The following is a 20,162-nucleotide window of genomic DNA, read 5'->3' as shown; positions in this document are numbered from 1 at the left end:
GGGCGCCAATCTTTAATTTATTTGAAAACTGAATAAGAATAACTGGCGTCATAGAAATTAAAAAAGCGTTTAATTTTTTGTGTTCTTTCATATGGCAGTCCCGGTTTATACCGATCAACATAAGATACATTCAAGTGAGATAATTTCAATTATTAAATCACTATTCATCATTAAATAAAAGGAAAATGCAAGTTCAGCAAAATCTAAATTGCCCAGTCAGGATGAAGCCATGGCGAAATGGTTTACTTGGTAAAAGGGCCCTCATTTTGTTGGGGACCATGCTGTTTACAGGGCTAAACATTAGTCAACTATCGGCACAGAAAAGTAAAAATTACCTGAAAAATTTCCCTAAAGGAGATACTCCTAAGGAAATCGGACTACGTATAGCAAACCATTTTGTAGCAATGCCACATTCAAATTTTAACCGGACTACACCACCCAAATATATTACCTATCCGGAGAGTTGTACTTGGTTTGGAGCAGTTGAATTTGCGGCAGCCACCAAAAATAAACACTTACAGCAAGCGCTTAATAAAAGATTTGAACCTCTTTTTGGCGAAAAAGCCAGTATGATCCCTGTACCTGACCATGTTGATTATGCGGTATTCGGTATTGTCCCATTTTCCCTTTACCGACAAACTAAGGACAAAAGATACCTGAAACTGGCAACCTCCATAGCCGATCGGCAGTGGGGGGCTCCTTTTGGCAAAAGAGCCACCGCCACCTCTTACTATTATTACAATAAGGGTTTGTCCTGGGAAACGCGTATGTGGATCGATGATATGTATATGATTACAGCCCTTCAGACCCAGGCCTACCACACGACAGGTAATAAGGTGTATTTGGATCGGGCAGCAAAAGAAATGGTACATTATCTGGATTCCTTACAACAGCCCAACGGTCTTTTTTTCATGCGCCCGATGTGCCTTTCTTTTGGGGGCGTGGAGACGGTTGGATGGCAGTTGGCATGACCGAGATGCTTCGGTTTTGCCCAAAAATCATCCAGACAGGCCAAAAATCCTACAAGGGTACCTTTCCATGATGAAGGAATTGCTTAAATACCAGGCACCCAGCGGAATGTGGCGCCAATTGATTGATGATCCCCAGGCATGGGAAGAGACCTCTGCAACAGGTATGTTTACCTATGCCTTTATTACCGGTGTCAAACAAGGCTGGTTGGATAAAGATAGTTATGGTCCAGCGGCCAGGAAAGCCTGGCTTGCGCTAATTAAATTTATTGATGCCAATAACGATATTCATAATGTCTGTGAAGGCACTAATAAGAAAAATGACCGGCAATACTATTTGGATCGTAAACAAAATATTGGAGATTTACATGGGCAGGCACCTTTATTGTGGTGTGCAGTAGCATTATTGCGATAAAACAGCAGTAAATAGCAGCATTAAATAGCAGCAATAAATAACAGCGGTAAAAAAACAACAGGAAGCAGATATCGGGATGCATTTATTCATAAAGCCTGCAGGTGGAAGCCTGTGGGCTTTAATGCTTGCTTCTGGTGTGTGAAGATAAATTATTCCAAAAAATACCTCCCGGAGGCTAGGGTGATACGACCCATTAATCCCATTGGTCATTATTACTTAATGACAATGCGTCTAATAGGCAATACAGGCCTTGCACCTTTATGTTATTATTGTTGAATAATCGGTAAATTTCTTAATAGCCTGCTATTAAAAATTGACGTTAATTTGTGAGTCCTTTTTTAAAGCAGGTACCAATCGTCGCTTACAAATTGATAAAGCAAAATGGAATAAAGCAAAATTGATGGAAATATTGAGGATATTGAGTAACTTTAAAACTGGGAGGTGGTATAGAAAAGATGCAGGGCAGCCACTTCGGGCTGCTGATCGGTATTTACTATTCAAAATTTAATATCATTTACATGAAATCTTTATTTCAAGAACGTGGCTTTCAGGGTAGAAGCGCTGGACTTAGCTTAAGTGCCCTGGCGATGACGGTGGCACTGACGCTTACTTTTTCAGTAATGGCAAGTGCCGCACCATGTGGCGTTACGAGGCAAACTTCGCACCTGTCAGCTACCCATAGCACTGGCCAGTTTGGAGGGCATGCCTTAGCCGACACTACTGGTTTAAAACTTCCAGCGCATTTTTCCGCCATTGTAGTGGCGGATTTAAAAGCCAAGGCCCGGCATCTGGTAGTTACAAATAAAGGGCTTATTTATGTTAAACTAGCCAAACCAAAGGCCGGTAAAGGCATTCTTGTTTTAGCAGCGCAGCCGGACGGTTCTGCGCGGGTGGTTGGTGGTTTTGGAAATTATGGGGGAACCGGCATCTACCTGAAAAACGGTTACTTATATGCCTCCTCCAATAATGCCGTTTATCGCTACCAATTGGATGCTGCTGGTAAAGTATTGCAACCCGATCAGCCCCAGACAATTGTCACTGGTCTTGTCATGGGCAGACAGCATGAAACAAAATCAATTGTACTGGATAATGACGGCCATATTTATGTGAATATCGGTTCTCCTTTGAACTCCTGCCAAACCGAAGATAGGAAGCCAGGATCCATGGGAATTCCCGGTTGCCCTTTGTTAGACTCCGCAGGGGGTATCTGGCAATTTAAAGCGGATCAGTTAAATCAAAGTTACGGGCAGGGGGTTCGTTACGCAACTGGACTACGCAATGTTGTTGGACTGGACTGGAATCAGACGAATAATACCTTATTTGTTATGCAGCATGGTCGCGATCAGCTCCATGATCTGTTTCCCCAGTATTATGACGAAAAAACCTCTTCTCTGATTCCGGCAGAGTGTATGTATATGCTCCATAAAGGGGACAATGCAGGCTTCCCATATATTTACTATGATCAATTTAAAAAGGCGCAAATGCTAGCGCCTGAATATGGCGGTGATGGGAAAAAGGAAGTGACCGGTAAATACATTGATCCAATTGTTGCCTTTCCGGGCCATATGGCACCCAATGGATTACTTTTTTATAAAGGCACACAATTCCCTCAAAAATACAGAAACGGCGCTTTTATTGCTTTTCATGGGTCCTGGAACAGGACGCCAGAAAAGCAAGGCGGGTATTTAGTGGCCTTTGTTCCTTTTAAGAATGGCAAACCTGATGGTCCCTGGGAAGTTTTCGCAGATAATTTTGCAGGCACCGATGATATTCTTTCTCCCAGGCAGGCAAAATACCGACCATGCGGCCTGGCTGAAGGACCAGACGGCTCCTTATATGTTACCGATGACGTAAAAGGAAGGATTTATAAAATTTCTTATCATAATTAAAAGAAACCTCATTAATCGACTTATGAAAAAAATAGGGAAGATCGTAACGCCGGTTATACTGTTGGCATTTGTGTTAACTACAGCGGTCGGATCAAACCGCAAAGCTGACAAGGGTAAAATGCCCCTTAAAGTGCCCGGTAATTGGGTAAATGAAGTTTGGATACCGAATAGTGATTCAGTCAATGCAGTACTTAGGGGAAAAGTAGTTTATAAGGCTTATTGTTTGAGTTGTCATCAATTTGACGGCGGCGGTGTAGAAAACCTGAATCCACCCTTGATAAAGACCTCCTTTGTATTAGGTGACAAGGCAAGGTTTATACAAATTATCCTGAAAGGTTTTGATAAAAGGGTAGAAATAGATGGGGAGGACTATTCCAATAACATGCCACCACTCAATTTTTTAACCGATCAGCAGATTGCTGATGTACTGACTTATGTCAGAAATGATTTTGGCAATAAAGCGACAATGGTAAAGGCAGCAGAGGTCAAGGCAGTCAGGGCAAAACTTGCCCAGTAGGATTTCTGCGTGGAGATATATTGTTTTACTTGCACATGTTTGTGAAAATAACAGCGTGCAATTGTTATGCAAAAAAAATGTAACCTGGGATTGTTGTTCAAAAATAAAAGATGATGCAAATAAAACAAAATACAATCAGGACACTCAAATCTATTGGCATAATACTATGCCTACTGCTGACCGGACTTTTTTACAGCAGCAAAGGTATTGCTCAATCTGGAAAGGCCTTTTATAATGTCCGGGACTATGGCGCTAAGGGGGATAGTGTCACCATTGACGGGCCGGCTATTAATGCGGCCATTCAGGCAGCGGCGCAAAAAGGCGGTGGAACCATATATTTTCCGCCCGGTATTTATGCAAGCTATAGTATCAGGTTACAAAGTAATATTGGGATTTATTTAGATCAGGGAGCCATATTATTAGGGGCCAAAGAAAAAAGCGGCAACGGCTATGACGCACCGGAACCCAAGACCCCTTATGACGCTTACCAGGATTTTGGCCATAATCACTGGAAAAACAGTCTGATATGGGGCATTGGGCTACATGATATATCCATTACAGGACAAGGAATGATCTGGGGAAAGGGTTTGACACGCAGTACGAATCAACCGAAAGGAGGGGGAAATAAAGCAATTGGTCTTAAATACTGTTATAACGTAACCATTAGTGATATTTCAATACTACACGGTGGCCATTTTGCCTTACTGGCTACCGGCGTGGATAATCTGACGCTTCATAACCTAAAAGTAGATACGGATAGAGACGGGTTTGATATTGATTGCTGTAAGAATGTACGGGTGAGTGACTGCACCGTAAATTCTCCTTTTGATGACGGTATCTGCCTTAAAAGTTCCTTTGCTTTAGGTTATGCCAAACCAACTGAAAATGTGACCATTACCAATTGCCAGGTCAGCGGTTATGATCTGGGAACACTGATGGATGGTACTTTTAAACGAACTTACAGCAAATATTCAGATAAAACCACCACTGGCAGAATAAAGATGGGTACAGAAAGTAATGGCGGTTTTAAAAACATAACTATTTCAAATTGTGTTTTTGATTATAGTCGTGGCCTGGCCCTGGAATCCGTGGATGGCGGACCCATTGAAGATGTGACGATTACCAATATCACCATGCGCGATATCGTCAATGCGCCGATATTTATTCGTTTAGGTGCCCGTCAGCGCGGACCTGATACCATACCCATTGGCGTTGTGAAACGTGTTATTATCAGTAATCTGGTCGCCTATAATGTAGATCCACGCCATGGAGTCATTATCAGTGGTATTGAGGGGCATCCGATTGAGGATTTGCAACTGAGTAATATCCGCTTGTATTATAAAGGTGGCGGCATCAAGGATTCCATGAGCCGCATCGTGCCAGAATACACTAAGGATTATCCAGAACCTTATCGCTGGAAAACCATGCCTGCCTATGGCTTTTTTATCCGGCATGTACGCAATCTTAAAATGCATGATATTCAGACAAGTTTTATACAGCCAGATGGACGGCCACCTTTTGTATTAGATGATGTCATCACCGCTAATTTATATGATATCCAGGCGAAAAAAGGGGAGCATACGCCCTGGGCTATACTGAAGGAGGTTGAGCATTTAAATATGTTTCATGTACAAGGTGTGGAAAATCTCGAAAATCAGAATTTTAAATCTGGCATATTGTAATCTGGATAAAGGCTACCTTTATTGTATTTCTACCGGGCATCTCAAATAATGATCGATCTTTTACTTTCTATTTTTGTTGACAAATATTGAGAAAATCAGAAAGGCATTTAAATGAAAATTAAAAACATTTTACGATGAAACAAATATTTTTATCGCTAGGCTTAGTCGTTGGTCTTTTTATGTCCTGCCAGTCGCAAAATGCACATAAGGTTACAAAGCTTTGGGAAACAGACGCTGTCATAAAAACGCCCGAATCCGTACTGCCTGATTTTGAAAATCAACAGCTATACGTTTCCTTAATTGAGGGTGGAGGCTGGGATGCGGATGGCAAGGGCGGCATTGGTATTCTTACCATGGATGGGAAAATTAAAAACCAAGATTTTGTGACAGGGCTGAATGCCCCAAAAGGATTGGGAAGACTCAATCAAAATTTGTATGCGGCGGATATGGGTGTGGTAGTTGTGATTAGTCTGACAAACGGCAAGGTGCTTAAAACAATTGCCATTCCGGGTGGCAAGAACCTAAATGATATCACAGCTGACACAAATACGAATACTATTTATGTATCCGATTCCAAGACGGGCAGGATCTGGAAAATTATCAATGATACGCCAGAACTTTATTTAGAAGGGGTAAATGGAGCCAATGGTTTGAAACAAGTTGGAAGTGAACTGTTTTTTGCAAAAGGGAAAGCCTTGTGGAAAGCTGGAGTAGATAAAAAACAAGTGAAAATAGCAAATGTTCCAAATGGAATTGATGGCATTGAACCGGTAGGTAACGGCGATTTTATCGTCACTGCCTGGGCCGGATACCTGTATTATGTTACAGCAGATGGAAAGGTAGAGACTTTACTGGATACCCATACAGAGAAAAAGAATGCTGCAGATATCGGCTATGACCAAAAAAATAAAATTATTTATATTCCCTCTTTTAATGGCAATACCGTAGCCGCCTATAAATTAGATTAATCGGGTTTAAAAAATATATTAGTCAAAGTATAAAAAGCACCTAAAAATTAGCATTCGCTTATTTCAAGGTGCTTTTTATTTTACGCGCTGGTTCTGCATGTCGGGGACTGTTTTTATAATAAAGCGAAAGATTTCAAGGACATTGCTGTGCCCAAAGATCAGCTTCTAAAATAAGCTATCTAAATCAATTGTTTGCTGCTTGAGATAAAAGCAATTGTACTAAACAGGTGTAATTATTTTCAAACAATATGGGGTTAAATAACTTCATGCGATAAATATTACCCTTTTGTTTATAGGCATGCCAATATTGCTTACAATTAAGGTAAACCCTTTAAAATACATGACTTATAATATGAATAATTTTACTGCCTAATGAGATACACTCAAAGCATACGTTTTAATATTGCTATGAAAGAAAATTTATAAACACAATTGCTATGCAAAAGATTAATTTGAAGCGACAAAACTCCTTGTGGAGTCATTTTAAGGAGAAAAAGCAGGTTCGACAACTTGTGATGATGGCATGCATGCTACTTGCAGTTACCATAAGTTATGGACAAAGTATCCAGGTGCACGGCACTGTACAAGATGAAACAGGTGTGGCGATCGCAGGCGCATCTGTTATTGTTTCCGGATCGGGTGGTAAAACCGGCACCCTAACGGATTCAACCGGTGCATTTTCCTTGCAAATACCGGAAAAAGGCGGCAGTTTGGAAGTTTCTGCGGTGGGTTATGAAAAGGTTATCATAAAGACAATGGGAACGCAGTCTTTACCCATTGTGCTGAAGGCCGCTGCTGGCAGCCTGGATGAGATTGTTGTAATTGGTTACAGCACACAGAAAAAAAGAGATGTGACAGGTGCCATTACTTCTGTAACGGCAAAACAGATAGAGGAAAGACAGGCAGTGACCCTGGAAGATGCCCTCCAGGGACAGGCCGCTGGCCTTATGGTAATTAACAATGCAGGAGAACCCGGTGAATCAGGCAGTATTCAAATTCGTGGCGGATCTACTTTTTCCAGCGCCGGTAATGCACCGTTATATGTCATTGATGGCGTCGTGGGGGCATCTGCTGATAATATAAATCCCAGTGATATCGAGTCAGTGGATGTTCTTAAAGATGCTGCTTCTGGTGCTATTTATGGTTCCAGGGCAGCCAATGGGGTTATTATCATAACTACCAAAATGGGTATGCTCAATAAGCCACAGGTGAATCTGAATTACCTACATAATTTTGGCTACCTGGCGCATAAGTTACGTCAGGCCAATGCAACCGAAGTTCGCCTTTATAGAAATGAGCAGAAATCAAATCTGAATGGAACAGCCGGCGGTAGTACCGATTCTTTGAATCCTGGCTTTAATGCGGACAATGATTATCAGGATGCACTAACCCGGCTGGCCAATAAGGATCAGTATGATATCAGTCTTAGTGGCGGGTCCAAAAATATAAAGTATTATAACAGTGTTCGTTACGTGGATGATAAAGGGCTGATTCTAAACAGTTGGGCAAAGCTATTGCAAATAAGGACCAATATTGATTTTCAGGCGTCCAAAAAAATCAAATTCAGCACCCGGTTTTCATTCGGCTACAGGGACCGAAATAATATAAATGAAGGTAATACCATTAATCAGACTTTCCAAAGACCCACGAACTTTGCGTTGTACCTTCCTGATGGAAGCCTGACAGGTTATGTGAGCGGAAGAAGAAATCCATTATCGGTGGCCTTATATGAAGTGAATCTAAATGACCGGTATTCCGCGACCCTATTCCAACAAATGGAATATAATATTGTCCGTGGCCTCAAATTTACTACAAACATTACAGCGGATTATGATGAGGGAAGAACAGTTAAATTCAGTCCAAAAATCCTTAGCTCCAACAATCCACTGAAAAATAGTGGAAGTGAGGCCTGGTCCAGAAGTATTGGCTGGCAGTATCAAGCATACCTCAATTACAACAAAACAATTGCAAAAGATCATAGTTTTACCGGTTTACTTGGTTTCAGTGCCGAAAAAACGCAAAGAAATAATTCGATTATATCAGGGACCGATTATGTAAATGAACATATTTTGACACTCAATTCTGCTGGCACTATTGTACCCGCGAAAACCAATACAGGTGCCAGCGGTAATTCCCTTGCGTCCATATTTGGTCGAATCGGCTACAGCTATTTGGGCAAATACAATTTTAATGGTACGGTTCGTAGAGATGGTTCTTCCAGATTTGGTAAACAAAATATTTGGGGAAATTTCTATTCCGGTGCGGTTGCCTGGCGTTTTACAAGCGAACACTTTATGGACTGGGCAAAAAATATCCTGACAGACGGCAAGCTGCGCTTAAGTTACGGTCAGACTGGTAATGAAAGTATAGGAAATTATGACGCCATTCAGCGTTATGGTTTCGGAAGCTATTTTTATAATGGTGTTTCCGGAATTGCTACAGGATCTTCTTTTGGCAATCCGACCTTGTCCTGGGAGAATAATACCCAAAAGAATATCGGAATTGATCTGACTTTCTTAAAAGGCAGATTGGGTATCACCAGTGATTATTATATTAAGACAACTACAGATCTGCTCTATAATCAGCCGCTACCGGTAGAAACCGGGTTTAACTCTGTTAGAGTAAATCTAGGTAGTTTTGAAACCAAAGGTTTTGAATTCTCTTTAAATGCGACACCCGTACAGACAAAGGATTTTCGTTGGGATCTGATCGCCAATCTCTCTGTTGAACGTGGACGCGTTAAGCAACTGCCCGGCGGGGCATTTATTTCGGGCAACAGTGGTAGCGGCGGTGGGGCCGGCTGGCTGATTCGTGAAGGAGGACGTTTGGGTGATTTTTATGGCTGGAAGGCACTGGGCGTATATGCTTATGATGAATCAAATGCCTATGATGATAATTGGAACCGGTTGGATCCTGTTTTTGATGGCAGCGGCGTATTCCAGGGCTATACACAAAATGGCAAACCTTATAACGGCGATGTGCATAGTCTGTACAATACAGGTGTGAAACTAAGAGGTGGGGACATTATTTTTGATAATGTGGCCAAAGATAGCGTTATTGACGATAATGACAGGCAAGTCTTAGGCAATGCACAGCCCAGCTTTTATGGAGCAATTATCAATACACTTAGCTATAAAGGCTTTTCGCTCTCCTTTACCTTTAATACGACCTGGGGCAATGATCTTTATAATAACGCAGCGCAGGCGCTCAATAACTACAGAACAACCCATATTATTCCGCAACCTTATGTTATCTACAATGCGTGGCGCCGGCCAGGTGATATTACGGATGTGCCGGAGGTCTCCAGAAAAAATACATCTGGCAATATGCGCATGAATAGCCGCTATATTGAAGACGGCTCCTTTATAAGATTAAGTTATGTGCGACTAACCTATAAGTTGCCTGCCGCCATAGCCCGGACCATCTTTACCAGGGATCTGAGTGTTTATGTATATGGCAGCAATTTGATCACCTGGACAAACTATAGTTGGTTTGATCCGGAATTTACCTCAAATGATCCATTGCAATTAGGCCAGGACAATGGCCGCTATCCACGAAGAAGGGAAGTTGGACTGGGACTAAACATTCACTTTTAATTATTTGACGTATGAAACAACTATTTTTTGCCAGTATGGCTATTTTACTGATGGGTGCGATGGGATGTAATAAATTCCTGAATGAGCAACCACAGACAGAAATTGGAGAAACAGAATTCTGGCGTTCTGAAGCTGATATACAGTCTGGTATGGCGGCCATCTATGATGGCTTCCAGGATTGCTTTGGGAATGATTATGTTCTTTGGGGCGATGCCCGCACGGATGAGGTTTGGCGCAATCAATATGGAGTAGACGATCATGTCCTCAATGCGTTAAGCGCCACCTCTTCTGGAACTAGTTGGGCGAACTTTTATGAGGTCATCAACCGGGCAAATGTCGCCATTAAAAATATCCCTTTAGTTAAGGCGAAATACGTTCCCGGGATGGATCAGGCAGTGCTTAACCATTACCTGTCCCAGGCCTATGGTGCCCGTGCCTTTGCCTATTATTGGATTGTTCGTTTATGGGGTGCTGCACCTTTATGGACAGCTCCTTACGAAAATATCAATGAAGATCCTGACCGGCCAAGGACGGAAGCTGCTGTAATACTGGACACCGTTTATGCAGACTTACAAAAAGCGGTGGCTTTATCTGACCCTAAATCCGGGAATGTTTTTGAGATTACCACAGGGGCGCTTTATGCCATGCTGATGGATGTCTCTATGTGGAAAAAGGATTATGGGTCCGCTTTGCAGTCTTTTGATAAATTAATGGCGCTAAATAAATATAGCATTGAGCCTACGGCTACCTGGAAAAATCTCTTTATTGATCCCAGGTCAACCAAAGGCGCTATTTGGAGCCTGGATTGGGACTGGACCGTTGATGGAGGCGCCAGCATATCGGCCCTTATTGGCGCCGGAGATACCAATAGCGATTTTGCAGTGGAAGACTCCGTCTGGAATTATTTTACACAGCACCCTATGGATATACGCGGTGCGCAAACCATTGATTTTGATGTGACCAATCACGATAAATTCAATAAATTTTATCCAAAATCCGTTGGAAAGCAGGTATATCCCAATCATAAAGAAGCAAATGTACTATTCCCATTATACCGACTGGCAGATCTGTTTTTACTACGCGCAGAAATTGCCAATCAACAAAATGATCCAGCGACAGCACTACAATATCTGAATATTATTCATGAACGTGCTGGCCTTACAGCCTACTTCGCAACTGACTTCCCTTCAAAAGCAACCATGGAAAATGCGATTTTGGAAGAAAGAAAACTAGAACTATATATGGAAGCGAAGCGTTGGTTTGACCTGGTCAGAACTGGAAAAGTTGTTGAAGTAATGGATCCTGTTTTAAAAGCGCGTCAGGCACTCAGAATGAGTCCTGAAATCGGATTTGGTGATAAACGGAAGATTTTGTGGCCCATCAATAGAAATGTGCTGAATGCTAATATAAAATTAGAACAGAATCCACCTTATTAAGCAAGTAGAGGATTTTATCAAACCGCAAAGGCATTTCTAAAGATTTTAAGTATAAAATTATATAACATGAAAAAGTTAACCACTTTATTTACGATACTATTATTAGCCGGTATGGTCATTTCCATGAGTTCAGGCTGTAATAAATTATTGGGTTTGGAAAAACAAAAAGATTGGCATTTTAAACCTGTCACGCTTGATCCCCACATACATATGGATGCCTGGTCCTACCTGAAATTAAGGGCGCTCGGACCAGATAAAAACGATTCTATATTAAATTTGTTTTATGAAGGGATTAAATATGCGGGCATTGACAGTGCGCTTTATAAAGCCCAGAATCATACGTATGTATTCTTGCATAATGATGCGATTCTAAGACTAAGCAGTAATAAAGTGACGGCAGATTGTTATTTTGGGATGCATCTCACTTCGGCCGGTCTGCCTGGGCAGACCTGGACAGATTATCCCAAAGACTCTGTTCGTAACTGGCTACTATATCTTATTGCAGATGGTGAGCATACCTTTGAAACATTGAAACCCAGTAATACCGAGGCGAAGACACAGTTACCAGCAAATGTGGCGACCAATAATGCAGAGGGTTTGCTTGATTTTAGAATTGACAACACCGCCAATTATAAATTAATGCTCAACGATTTTACAGGTTCGGCGCATGTGATTACAGTCAGAACGGCAGGGATCCTTGCGGATAATGGTCCTATTCATGTCGTAGACAGAGTAGTGGATTATAACCGGTAGGCATGACAGGATAATCAAATAGGTTAAATGTGGTATAGATTAAAGATGGCAAAAGTAAACAAGAGGAGATCGTATAAGGGAAGCGAGTAAATGGCGTGTTTTGTATAGTGGGGTTTATTGCATTAAGGAGGTGGGAATGCCTTTATTGTCTACCCATCATCCTTAGTGCAATTTTCTCATATAGGCTTTGTAGCATTGACTTTATAGGACATTCTTTGTAGCTTTAATGCGGATCAATGCTAAGGCGATTCGCCCGCTTTTGATCTAATGGAATTTAGGCTATTTTGATAACGGGTTAAAGTAAACAGACGCATCACGAGAAGAATTTTAATATGAAATACCAACAAGGAATGCTTAGACAGATTAAAGGTTACAGGAATTTTATTTTATTATTGATCGGAGCTGGCTCTAGGTTTAACTTTGGTTGTAACCCTGAAGAAAATTCGGGGTTACAAAAAGTCAGTTTATCCTTTTGCCAGGCGAAGGCAAATATTTTGTTGGTACTTGTCATTGCGCTGGCGCCATCCGTTATTGTTATTGCTCAACAAAATGCACATTCACAAAAAGCAGATGCAAGTCCATCAAATCCTTTACAATTATGGTATAATCGACCTGCTACCTACTGGCAAGAGGCCCTTCCACTAGGCAATGCAACAACTGGGGCGATGGTATTTGGGGGCATAGATACGGCTCGCTATCAACTCAATGATCATAATTTGTGGTCGGGTGAGCCAGTGGACGGTAATAATCCAAATGGTCCTATACTGCTTCCAAAAATAAGAAAGTTGATTTTTGAGGGACGATATGACAGTGCCGCTGCATTATATCGCAAAATGCAAGGACCTTATTCAGCGAGGTATTTACCACTAGCAGATCTATGGCTATATAGCTGTGGTCAGGAGCAATTAAATGGAGAGAATGCTACCAACTACTTTCGCGCTTTGGACTTAACGACAGCCGAGAGTCATATTCGCTATAAGTTAGGCGGGGTTAATTTTAAAAGAACCTGCTTTATAAGTTATCCGGACCAGGTTATGGTGATCCGGATAACAGCCGACAAGTCCAAATCTATTAATTTAAAAATAGGACTTTCCAGTCTTTTGCGTAATACTTTGCAGGTACATGGAGAAAACAAGCGAACTGCGACGTTATTACTTAGGGGGAAAGCGCCCTCATATGTTGCCAATCGTCCTTATGAAAAAAAACAAGTGGTTTACGACAGGCCTAAAAACGCCCCAGACCCATTTGGAGGGCGCGGCATGACTTTTTCAGTTCTTGTGGGAGTAACAACTTCCGGAGGGCAGATCAGACATTCTGACAGCACGCTGGAAGTTACGAATACAGACACCTTGACGATTTATTTAACAGAAGCAACCAGTTATAATGGTTTTGATAAGTCTCCCAGTTTAAAGGGGCTGGACGATGAAAAAATAGCGCGCACCCGGATGATGGCAGCTCAGAAAAAAGGTTATGCTACCTTAAGGGTGCGTCATTTAAGAGACTATCAAAACTTATTTTCAAGGGTGCATTTTTGGCTTGGGGACGGCTCCAGTATGAAGGAAAATCCTGGGGTAATGGGTAAAAAGGCAGGGCATGCTACAACTAAAACTAAATATAGTCGCGCTGCTTATCCAAATGGCTTGCCTACTGATCTCAGACTGAAAAATTTTGCTTCCAATCCTTCAGATCATAAGTTGCAGGTGCTTTATTATCAATACGGGAGGTATCTTTTGATTGCCAGCTCCAGGCCGGGATCATTGCCGGCAAACCTGCAAGGGATATGGAATGATATGGTACAGCCACCCTGGGGAAGTAATTATACAACCAACATTAATACAGAGATGAACTACTGGCTGGCAGAGAATACCAATCTGTCCGAGTGTGCCACGCCTTTATTTGATTTTATACATGCATTGGCTAAAAACGGTGCTAAAACGGCAAAAGTTAATTACGGTATCCATCAAGGCTGGCTGGCACACCATAATTCTGATGCCTGGGCAAAGACCTCACCTACGGGGGCTATGATAAAGATCCTAAGGGGACACCCAGATGGTCAGCCTGGGTCATGGCAGGTGCATGGTTGAGCACGCATCTTTGGGAACATTATTTATTTACCGGCGATCAGGCGTTTTTAAGACAGCAGGCTTATCCAGTCATGAGAGGTGCCGCAGCTTTTTTATTGTCCTGGCTGGTAAAGGATCCTAAGACGGGTTATCTGGTGACCAATCCGAGTACTTCGCCAGAAAATACGGTGAAGATAAAAGGCAAAGAATATGAACTGACCTTAGGCTCTACGATGGACATGTCCATCATCCGGGCCATTTTTACTGATGTGATAAAAGCCGCTGCATTGCTGGAGATGGATCAGCCATTCGCAGAGCGGCTAAAACAAGTAAGGGCAAAACTTTATCCTTTCCATATTGGCCGAAACGGGCAGTTGCAGGAATGGTATGGGGATTGGGATAATCCAAGTGATAAACACCGACATATTTCCCATCTTTTCGGTTTGTATCCCGGTGCACAGATAACGCCAAATGCAACTCCTTTACTTGCTGGAGCAGCCAGAGAAACCCTTAGAGAAAGGGGAGATGTCAGCACAGGATGGTCAATGGCCTGGAAAGTAAACTGGTGGGCTAGGTTGAAAGACGGTGAACATGCTTATAAGATTTTGCTGGATGCCTTTCGTTATATCGATCCGGCCTCCAGCAAGGCGGAAATGAGCGGCGGAGGCACTTATCCTAATTTATTTGATGCACATCCTCCTTTTCAGATTGATGGTAATTTTGGCGCAACAGCCGGGATAACAGAGATGTTATTACAGAGTCATGACGGCGTCATTTCTTTACTACCAGCATTACCAACAGAGTGGCAACAAGGTTATATAAAAGGCATCAAAGCCAGAGGTAATTTTGAACTAGATATTTATTGGGCAAATGCTACATTGTCCAGGGCTAAAATAAAATCCAATTTAGGAGGACATTGTAGGATTTGGACTTCAGTACCGGTTAAAATTGTGGATCAGCAAGGACATAATTTGTTGCCTACAAAAAATACGGATAACAAAATTCAACAACCGCTCTTTAACTGGTTTGGCAACCAGGGCAAACCTCCACTGGTTGTTTCTAAAAAACATAAGGATCCAGAAGTAATAAAGGAATTAGCTGCCATCCCTATGGAGCAGGTAAATAAAGCCTCAGATACAGCCAATCATTTAGTGAAAGGCTATTATACTGATTTTGAGACTTCCAGGGGAGGAATTTATCAGGTGGTGCCCTTATAGATTTTCTCAGCCTTGAAAATAAGTCCTAAAAGATTGATTGTTTTCTTCTCAATAACAAATGAATGTTAAATATAGTGTTATAGGTGAGTTAAATGTTTGTTTTTTGCATTTTACGCCTATTTTCTATAGAATATTGAGCAGTAAGCATATGTGCAAACATGCTTAATTTTATATTAAGAAAAATAAATTATTTATTTTACTAACAATAAATATATTTGTTTCTAAATGCGACATACAGTGCTGTGTTTTGGCTTACGGAAACGGTTGCGTAAATATTTTGCTAACAAATGGTATTTTTCATCTATTTTGTGGATGATTATATTTTTTCACATTTCTTTTCAAAATTAGAACCGATATGAGGGCACAACTGTTAAAAGTATCTAAGGGGGCAGATCTATCTTTTAGCGTACGCCGAGACCGGGTACCGTATGTGAATAATCGCTGGCATTTTCACAAAGAAGTAGAATTAATCCATTTCAGGGCTGGTGAAGGATCACAGTTTATCGGGGATAGTGTAAAAAGGTTTAAAGCAGGGGATGTTGTACTTGTGGGGTCCAATCTTCCACATTACTGGCGTTTTGATGATATTTATTTTGATGAATGTTCAGCTGCATCTGCTGATATTACTGTATCGCATTTTGATGAAAATTTCTGGGGCGAGCGATTTTTGGAATTGCCCGAAAATTCAGCTTTGAAAACATTGCTGAATAATGCCAAAAGAGGCATTGTTCTCAGAGGTGTTACCCGCCATAAAGTTGCCGGATTATTGGATAAATTAATTGGTGCCAATGGCGCCCAACGTATAGTACTATTGATAGAAGCATTATCCTTCATTGCTAGTTGCAATGATATTGAGATACTTTCTTCAATTGGGTTCAATCCCATTTCGCTTGATGTTGATTCAGAAAGAATAGAGGCCGTCTACGATTATACCCAGAAAAATTTCGATCGCAGGATAGAATTAAAAGAGATTTCAGAAATAGCGAATCTCAGCCAGAACTCCTTTTGCAGGTATTTTAAATCCAGAACTGGGAAAACCTATTCACAATATATTATTGAACTGCGTGTGGGAAGGGCATGTAAATTATTAATCGAAAATCGGCTTTGTCTAAAGCAAATATGTTACGAAAGCGGGTTTAATAATTTTACTAGCTTTCATAAATATTTTAAGATGATAACAGGGAAAAGTCCATTAAGTTATCAGCGCCAATTTACAGGGGGCTAAATTGCTTATCTGTGAAATCGTTCACAGATTGTTAAACAAGAGTCTTTTTTAGTGAGACTTTTAATAAATGGCCGTCCTGAGAAGTTTTAGATAATAAGCATGATGGCTATTAAAATTTAAGATGGTCTGTCCCCTTGTAAAAGGTTCGCAAAGGTTTGTCCAGTCCAGGGATCACATCTATCCGCTGGTATTACCATGCCCATCTGTTTTTTTGATTTCTGTAATATGGGGGAGATCCAAAAATGGGCCAAATGGCCGATTAAACTTTTGATGCGTATTTTAAAAACCGCACGCCAGTTTAGAAGAACCCCATATATTTTCTAATATTCTAGTGCTACTTGTAGGGTTAGCAATCCCTGGAAAAATGATAAGATATGGATTTGTAAAAATAGGACATTCTTTAAAAAACAAATAATGCAATCATTCATGTAGATACCCAGATAGGCGACAATCTGGTGCTGGTACCCAAAGTAATAATACTTGCAAATCTTGAATCTCAACTTTATTGAGTAGTAATAAGAAAATCGATCTTGAAAGAAGATAATAGCCTCCAAAAGTTAAAATATAGCGCTAAAAAGGGCTTTAATAAATCAAATCAAGAATAATAGATTGAGTAGTAGGGCAATCAAGGTGAATTATAACCGTCATAATAAATTTAATTTTCCTGTTGGAAATTGAAATTATAAGTGGCTAGTCACAGCTAATAATAAGGAGAGGTAGATGCTACTTTTGCATCATTAAAGGCGATCAGGATATTGGATATGATGTATAATGTGCATTAATGCAAATAATGGGAAAGCGTAGATTAACTTATGGAAGCGAAGTAGAATATTGCTCATTTTAATAAGCTTTGATTAATGTTTTTTAGCCTTGAGGTCAGTTAAGCGGGAACATCTTTCTAAGGGGCGAATTGGATATTTAATTCAAAAGGATGAAAAAATATTGTTTCTTATTAATCTTTTTATGCCTGGCCGGCTACTATGGTCAGTCACAGGATATGGCAGATATGTGGGACAGCACTACCACAAAAAATCCTAATAAGCATATTCAGTGGTTCAAGGACGCCAAATTTGGACTATTTATCCATTGGGGACTCTATTCCAAGTTAGGAGGGACCTGGAACGGCAAACATTATTATGGCAGCGGAGAATGGATTATGAATCAGGCAAAAATACCTGTGCGCAAATATGAACAAGTTGCCAAGACTTTTAACCCAACCCATTTTAACGCAGACCAGTGGGCGCGGTTAGCCAAAGAGGCCGGCGTTAAATACATGGTGATCACTGCCAAGCATCACGAAGGGTTTTCCATGTTTGATTCAAAGGTGACAGATTATGATATTGTAGATGCGACACCCTATAAAAAAGATCCCATGAAGTCGCTGGCTGCTGCTGCCAGAAAAAGAGGCATCCAGTTTGGGTTTTACTATTCGCAGTTCCAGGATTGGTATGAACCTAATGGTGGCAGAAATACCTGGGATTATACCGAGTCTAAAAAAGATTACCAACGCTATTACCGGGAAAAAGCCATTCCCCAGATAAAAGAGTTGTTAAGTAATTACGGGCCCCTGGGCATTATGTGGTTTGATACGCCGGGAGGGATGACCAAGGATCAAACCCGGGCTTTTGTCAATGGATTGCGTAAATTACAGCCACAGTGCCTGTTTAGCAGCCGGGTAGGACAGGGCATGGGAGATTATAAAGATTTTGGAGATTCTGAAGTGCCCCCCGTTCCTATGGAAGGCGCCTGGGAGTCAATATACACCCATAACGACACCTGGGGTTATATTGAGCGCGATTTTAATTTTAAATCACCCAAAGAAATTATTCAGCTGTTAGCAACTGTCGCCTCCAGAGGCGGAAACCTGATGTTAAATATCGGTCCTGATGGTGAGGGGAATATTCCTTATTATTCTGCAAAGTTTTTGAAGGAAACTGGGGACTGGCTAAGTGTCAATGGGAAGAGTATTTATGGTACTACGGCAGGTTTTATTCCCAAGCAGCCATGGGGCGTGACAACCGAAAAGCCTGGCAAACTTTATCTGCAAATATTCACTCGGCCAAATAATGACCTTCTTTTGGTCCCAGGTTGTTTGCCCCAAGTAAACAAAGTCTACGCATTGGATGGTGGGCAACCGTTGGGTTTCACGAAAAAAGGAACAGATTTACTGGTTGATTTATCAAAATTAAAAAGGACGGTTAGTGCCAGTACCGTTATTGTCGTTGAATGCAAAGGCGCATTACCCGCTTATCAAAGCCAGGCTCCTGTTACGGTTTCAGCCGCCTATGATCAAAACCTGATTGAAGCAGCTTATGCAAAGGTGTCAGCAAATGCGCAGATCAAATCACTTACTTATAGCCATTATTATGGAGACTGGAAGCATACAACCTGTGTAACCGATTTAACAGATACGACAGATCAGGCAACTTTTACAGTTCGTTTTGCAGATAAAGGCGATTATAGGCTGGTATTGGAATACAGTTGTGGCGCTCTAAGTGCAGGTCAGGAAGGGCAACTTTTAATCGGTGGCAAAACTTTTTGGTACCGAACGCTTAAAACTGGAGAATTCAATCGTAAGGCGCCACTGATGTTTATTCAACATCCCGTAGCAATATATACGGTCGACAAACCAGGTGTTTATAAAATTACGATCAAGCCAGCAACAGATGGAACCCCTTCAAAACCTTCCAAAGAACTCTTTAAATTAAAGTCAATTATAGCCGTACCGATATAAATGACTGGCAGGCAAAAGATTAAATTTATAAAATGATGAATAAGTAGAACTTGATTAAAGTCGTTGAAAGTGGGCTTCCGAGGATTGAATGATGGCAGAAGAACTGAGACGTATTGGTGAGATTATTGACGCAGTTGATATTTAAATGCAATAGTGCGCATCAAATTTATAAGCAATTATCTAATTTACTTAACAAAATCGGGTATGCATCGTAAAAATAAAAGCAAGATATTCAAGATATTTAAAATAAGTCTCTGTTTTGTCGGGCTTATCTTTTTGGCTTCCTTCATTAAAATTAAGATCGTTAAATGGGAATCCAGGTTTGTGACCCTAAGCAGTGATGGTAGTTTAGCGTATCACCCTGATTCCCTCGGCAATATATTGCCTGATTTTAGCCGGGTGGGGTACAGGGAGGGCGGCATACCGATACCCAAAATTAAAGTGGTCAAAACCATTTATCCAGCTGCATCAGGTAGTAGTCAGAAAATTATTCAGGCCGCGATCGATGAAGTATCCAGGCTAAAACCAGATAAACAAGGGTTCAGGGGGGCGATTTTACTGAAAAAGGTACATATAACGTTGAAGGAACTGTTTTTATAAAAACAGGCGGGATTGTACTGCGCGGAGATGGAGAAGGTAGCGATAAAGGCAAGGGGGGCACTCGCATAATTGCCACTGGAACCAAACAACGCAGTTTAA

The 20,162-nt window shown here is 41.2% G+C and carries 14 protein-coding genes; all 14 read left to right on the top strand.

Annotation, left to right across the window (positions count from 1 at the left end):
• The first annotated feature begins 185 nt into the window (after positions 1–185).
• The 14 genes from FSB73_RS27145 (at position 186) to FSB73_RS26020 (ending at position 20,063) form a co-directional block, all read left to right on the top strand.
• On the top strand, positions 186–971 hold the full coding sequence (locus tag FSB73_RS27145; protein ID WP_262712429.1) for a glycoside hydrolase family 88 protein: 786 nt from the start codon (positions 186–188) through the stop codon (positions 969–971).
• 67 nt (positions 972–1,038) lie between these two features.
• A complete protein-coding gene (locus FSB73_RS27140; protein ID WP_262712428.1) occupies positions 1,039–1,383 on the top strand; it encodes a glycoside hydrolase family 88 protein in 345 nt (114 codons plus the stop codon).
• A gap of 518 nt (positions 1,384–1,901) precedes the next feature.
• Positions 1,902–3,272 carry a PQQ-dependent sugar dehydrogenase gene (locus FSB73_RS22725; protein WP_225974301.1) on the top strand — a complete coding sequence of 457 codons (1,371 nt, stop codon included), beginning with the start codon at positions 1,902–1,904 and terminating at the stop codon, positions 3,270–3,272.
• 22 nt (positions 3,273–3,294) lie between these two features.
• Positions 3,295–3,789 carry a c-type cytochrome gene (locus FSB73_RS22720; protein WP_225974300.1) on the top strand — a complete coding sequence of 165 codons (495 nt, stop codon included), beginning with the start codon at positions 3,295–3,297 and terminating at the stop codon, positions 3,787–3,789.
• Between the two features lie 110 nt (positions 3,790–3,899).
• A complete protein-coding gene (locus tag FSB73_RS22715; protein WP_225974299.1) occupies positions 3,900–5,471 on the top strand; it encodes a rhamnogalacturonidase in 1,572 nt (523 codons plus the stop codon).
• 134 nt (positions 5,472–5,605) lie between these two features.
• The gene (locus tag FSB73_RS22710) at positions 5,606–6,439 is read left to right on the top strand and encodes a YncE family protein (protein ID WP_146787691.1); all 834 of its coding nucleotides are present in this window, start codon (positions 5,606–5,608) and stop codon (positions 6,437–6,439) included.
• 437 nt (positions 6,440–6,876) lie between these two features.
• The gene (locus FSB73_RS22705) at positions 6,877–10,035 is read left to right on the top strand and encodes a SusC/RagA family TonB-linked outer membrane protein (RefSeq protein WP_146787688.1); all 3,159 of its coding nucleotides are present in this window, start codon (positions 6,877–6,879) and stop codon (positions 10,033–10,035) included.
• Between the two features lie 11 nt (positions 10,036–10,046).
• Complete coding sequence (locus FSB73_RS22700) at positions 10,047–11,471, top strand: RagB/SusD family nutrient uptake outer membrane protein (RefSeq protein WP_146787685.1); 1,425 nt, start codon at positions 10,047–10,049, stop codon at positions 11,469–11,471.
• 66 nt (positions 11,472–11,537) lie between these two features.
• On the top strand, positions 11,538–12,224 hold the full coding sequence (locus FSB73_RS22695; RefSeq protein WP_146787682.1) for a fasciclin domain-containing protein: 687 nt from the start codon (positions 11,538–11,540) through the stop codon (positions 12,222–12,224).
• 350 nt (positions 12,225–12,574) lie between these two features.
• Positions 12,575–14,308: a glycoside hydrolase family 95 protein gene (locus FSB73_RS26030; protein WP_225974298.1), complete on the top strand. Its 1,734-nt coding sequence runs from the start codon at positions 12,575–12,577 to the stop codon at positions 14,306–14,308.
• Positions 14,290–15,504 carry a glycosyl hydrolase family 95 catalytic domain-containing protein gene (locus tag FSB73_RS26025; RefSeq protein WP_225974297.1) on the top strand — a complete coding sequence of 405 codons (1,215 nt, stop codon included), beginning with the start codon at positions 14,290–14,292 and terminating at the stop codon, positions 15,502–15,504. The genes FSB73_RS26030 and FSB73_RS26025 overlap by 19 nt, the downstream gene beginning before the upstream one ends.
• Positions 15,505–15,859: 355 nt before the next feature.
• Positions 15,860–16,729, top strand: coding sequence for an AraC family transcriptional regulator (locus FSB73_RS22685; protein ID WP_146787679.1), 870 nt, complete (start codon positions 15,860–15,862; stop codon positions 16,727–16,729).
• A gap of 931 nt (positions 16,730–17,660) precedes the next feature.
• On the top strand, positions 17,661–19,463 hold the full coding sequence (locus tag FSB73_RS22680; protein WP_146787676.1) for an alpha-L-fucosidase: 1,803 nt from the start codon (positions 17,661–17,663) through the stop codon (positions 19,461–19,463).
• Positions 19,464–19,667: 204 nt separating this feature from the next.
• Positions 19,668–20,063, top strand: coding sequence for a hypothetical protein (locus tag FSB73_RS26020; protein ID WP_225974296.1), 396 nt, complete (start codon positions 19,668–19,670; stop codon positions 20,061–20,063).
• Positions 20,064–20,162 lie beyond the last annotated feature (99 nt).

The organism is Arachidicoccus ginsenosidivorans (assembly GCF_007971385.1).
Lineage (GTDB): Bacteria > Bacteroidota > Bacteroidia > Chitinophagales > Chitinophagaceae > Arachidicoccus > Arachidicoccus ginsenosidivorans.
This window is presented reverse-complemented; position numbering and strand designations above follow the sequence as displayed.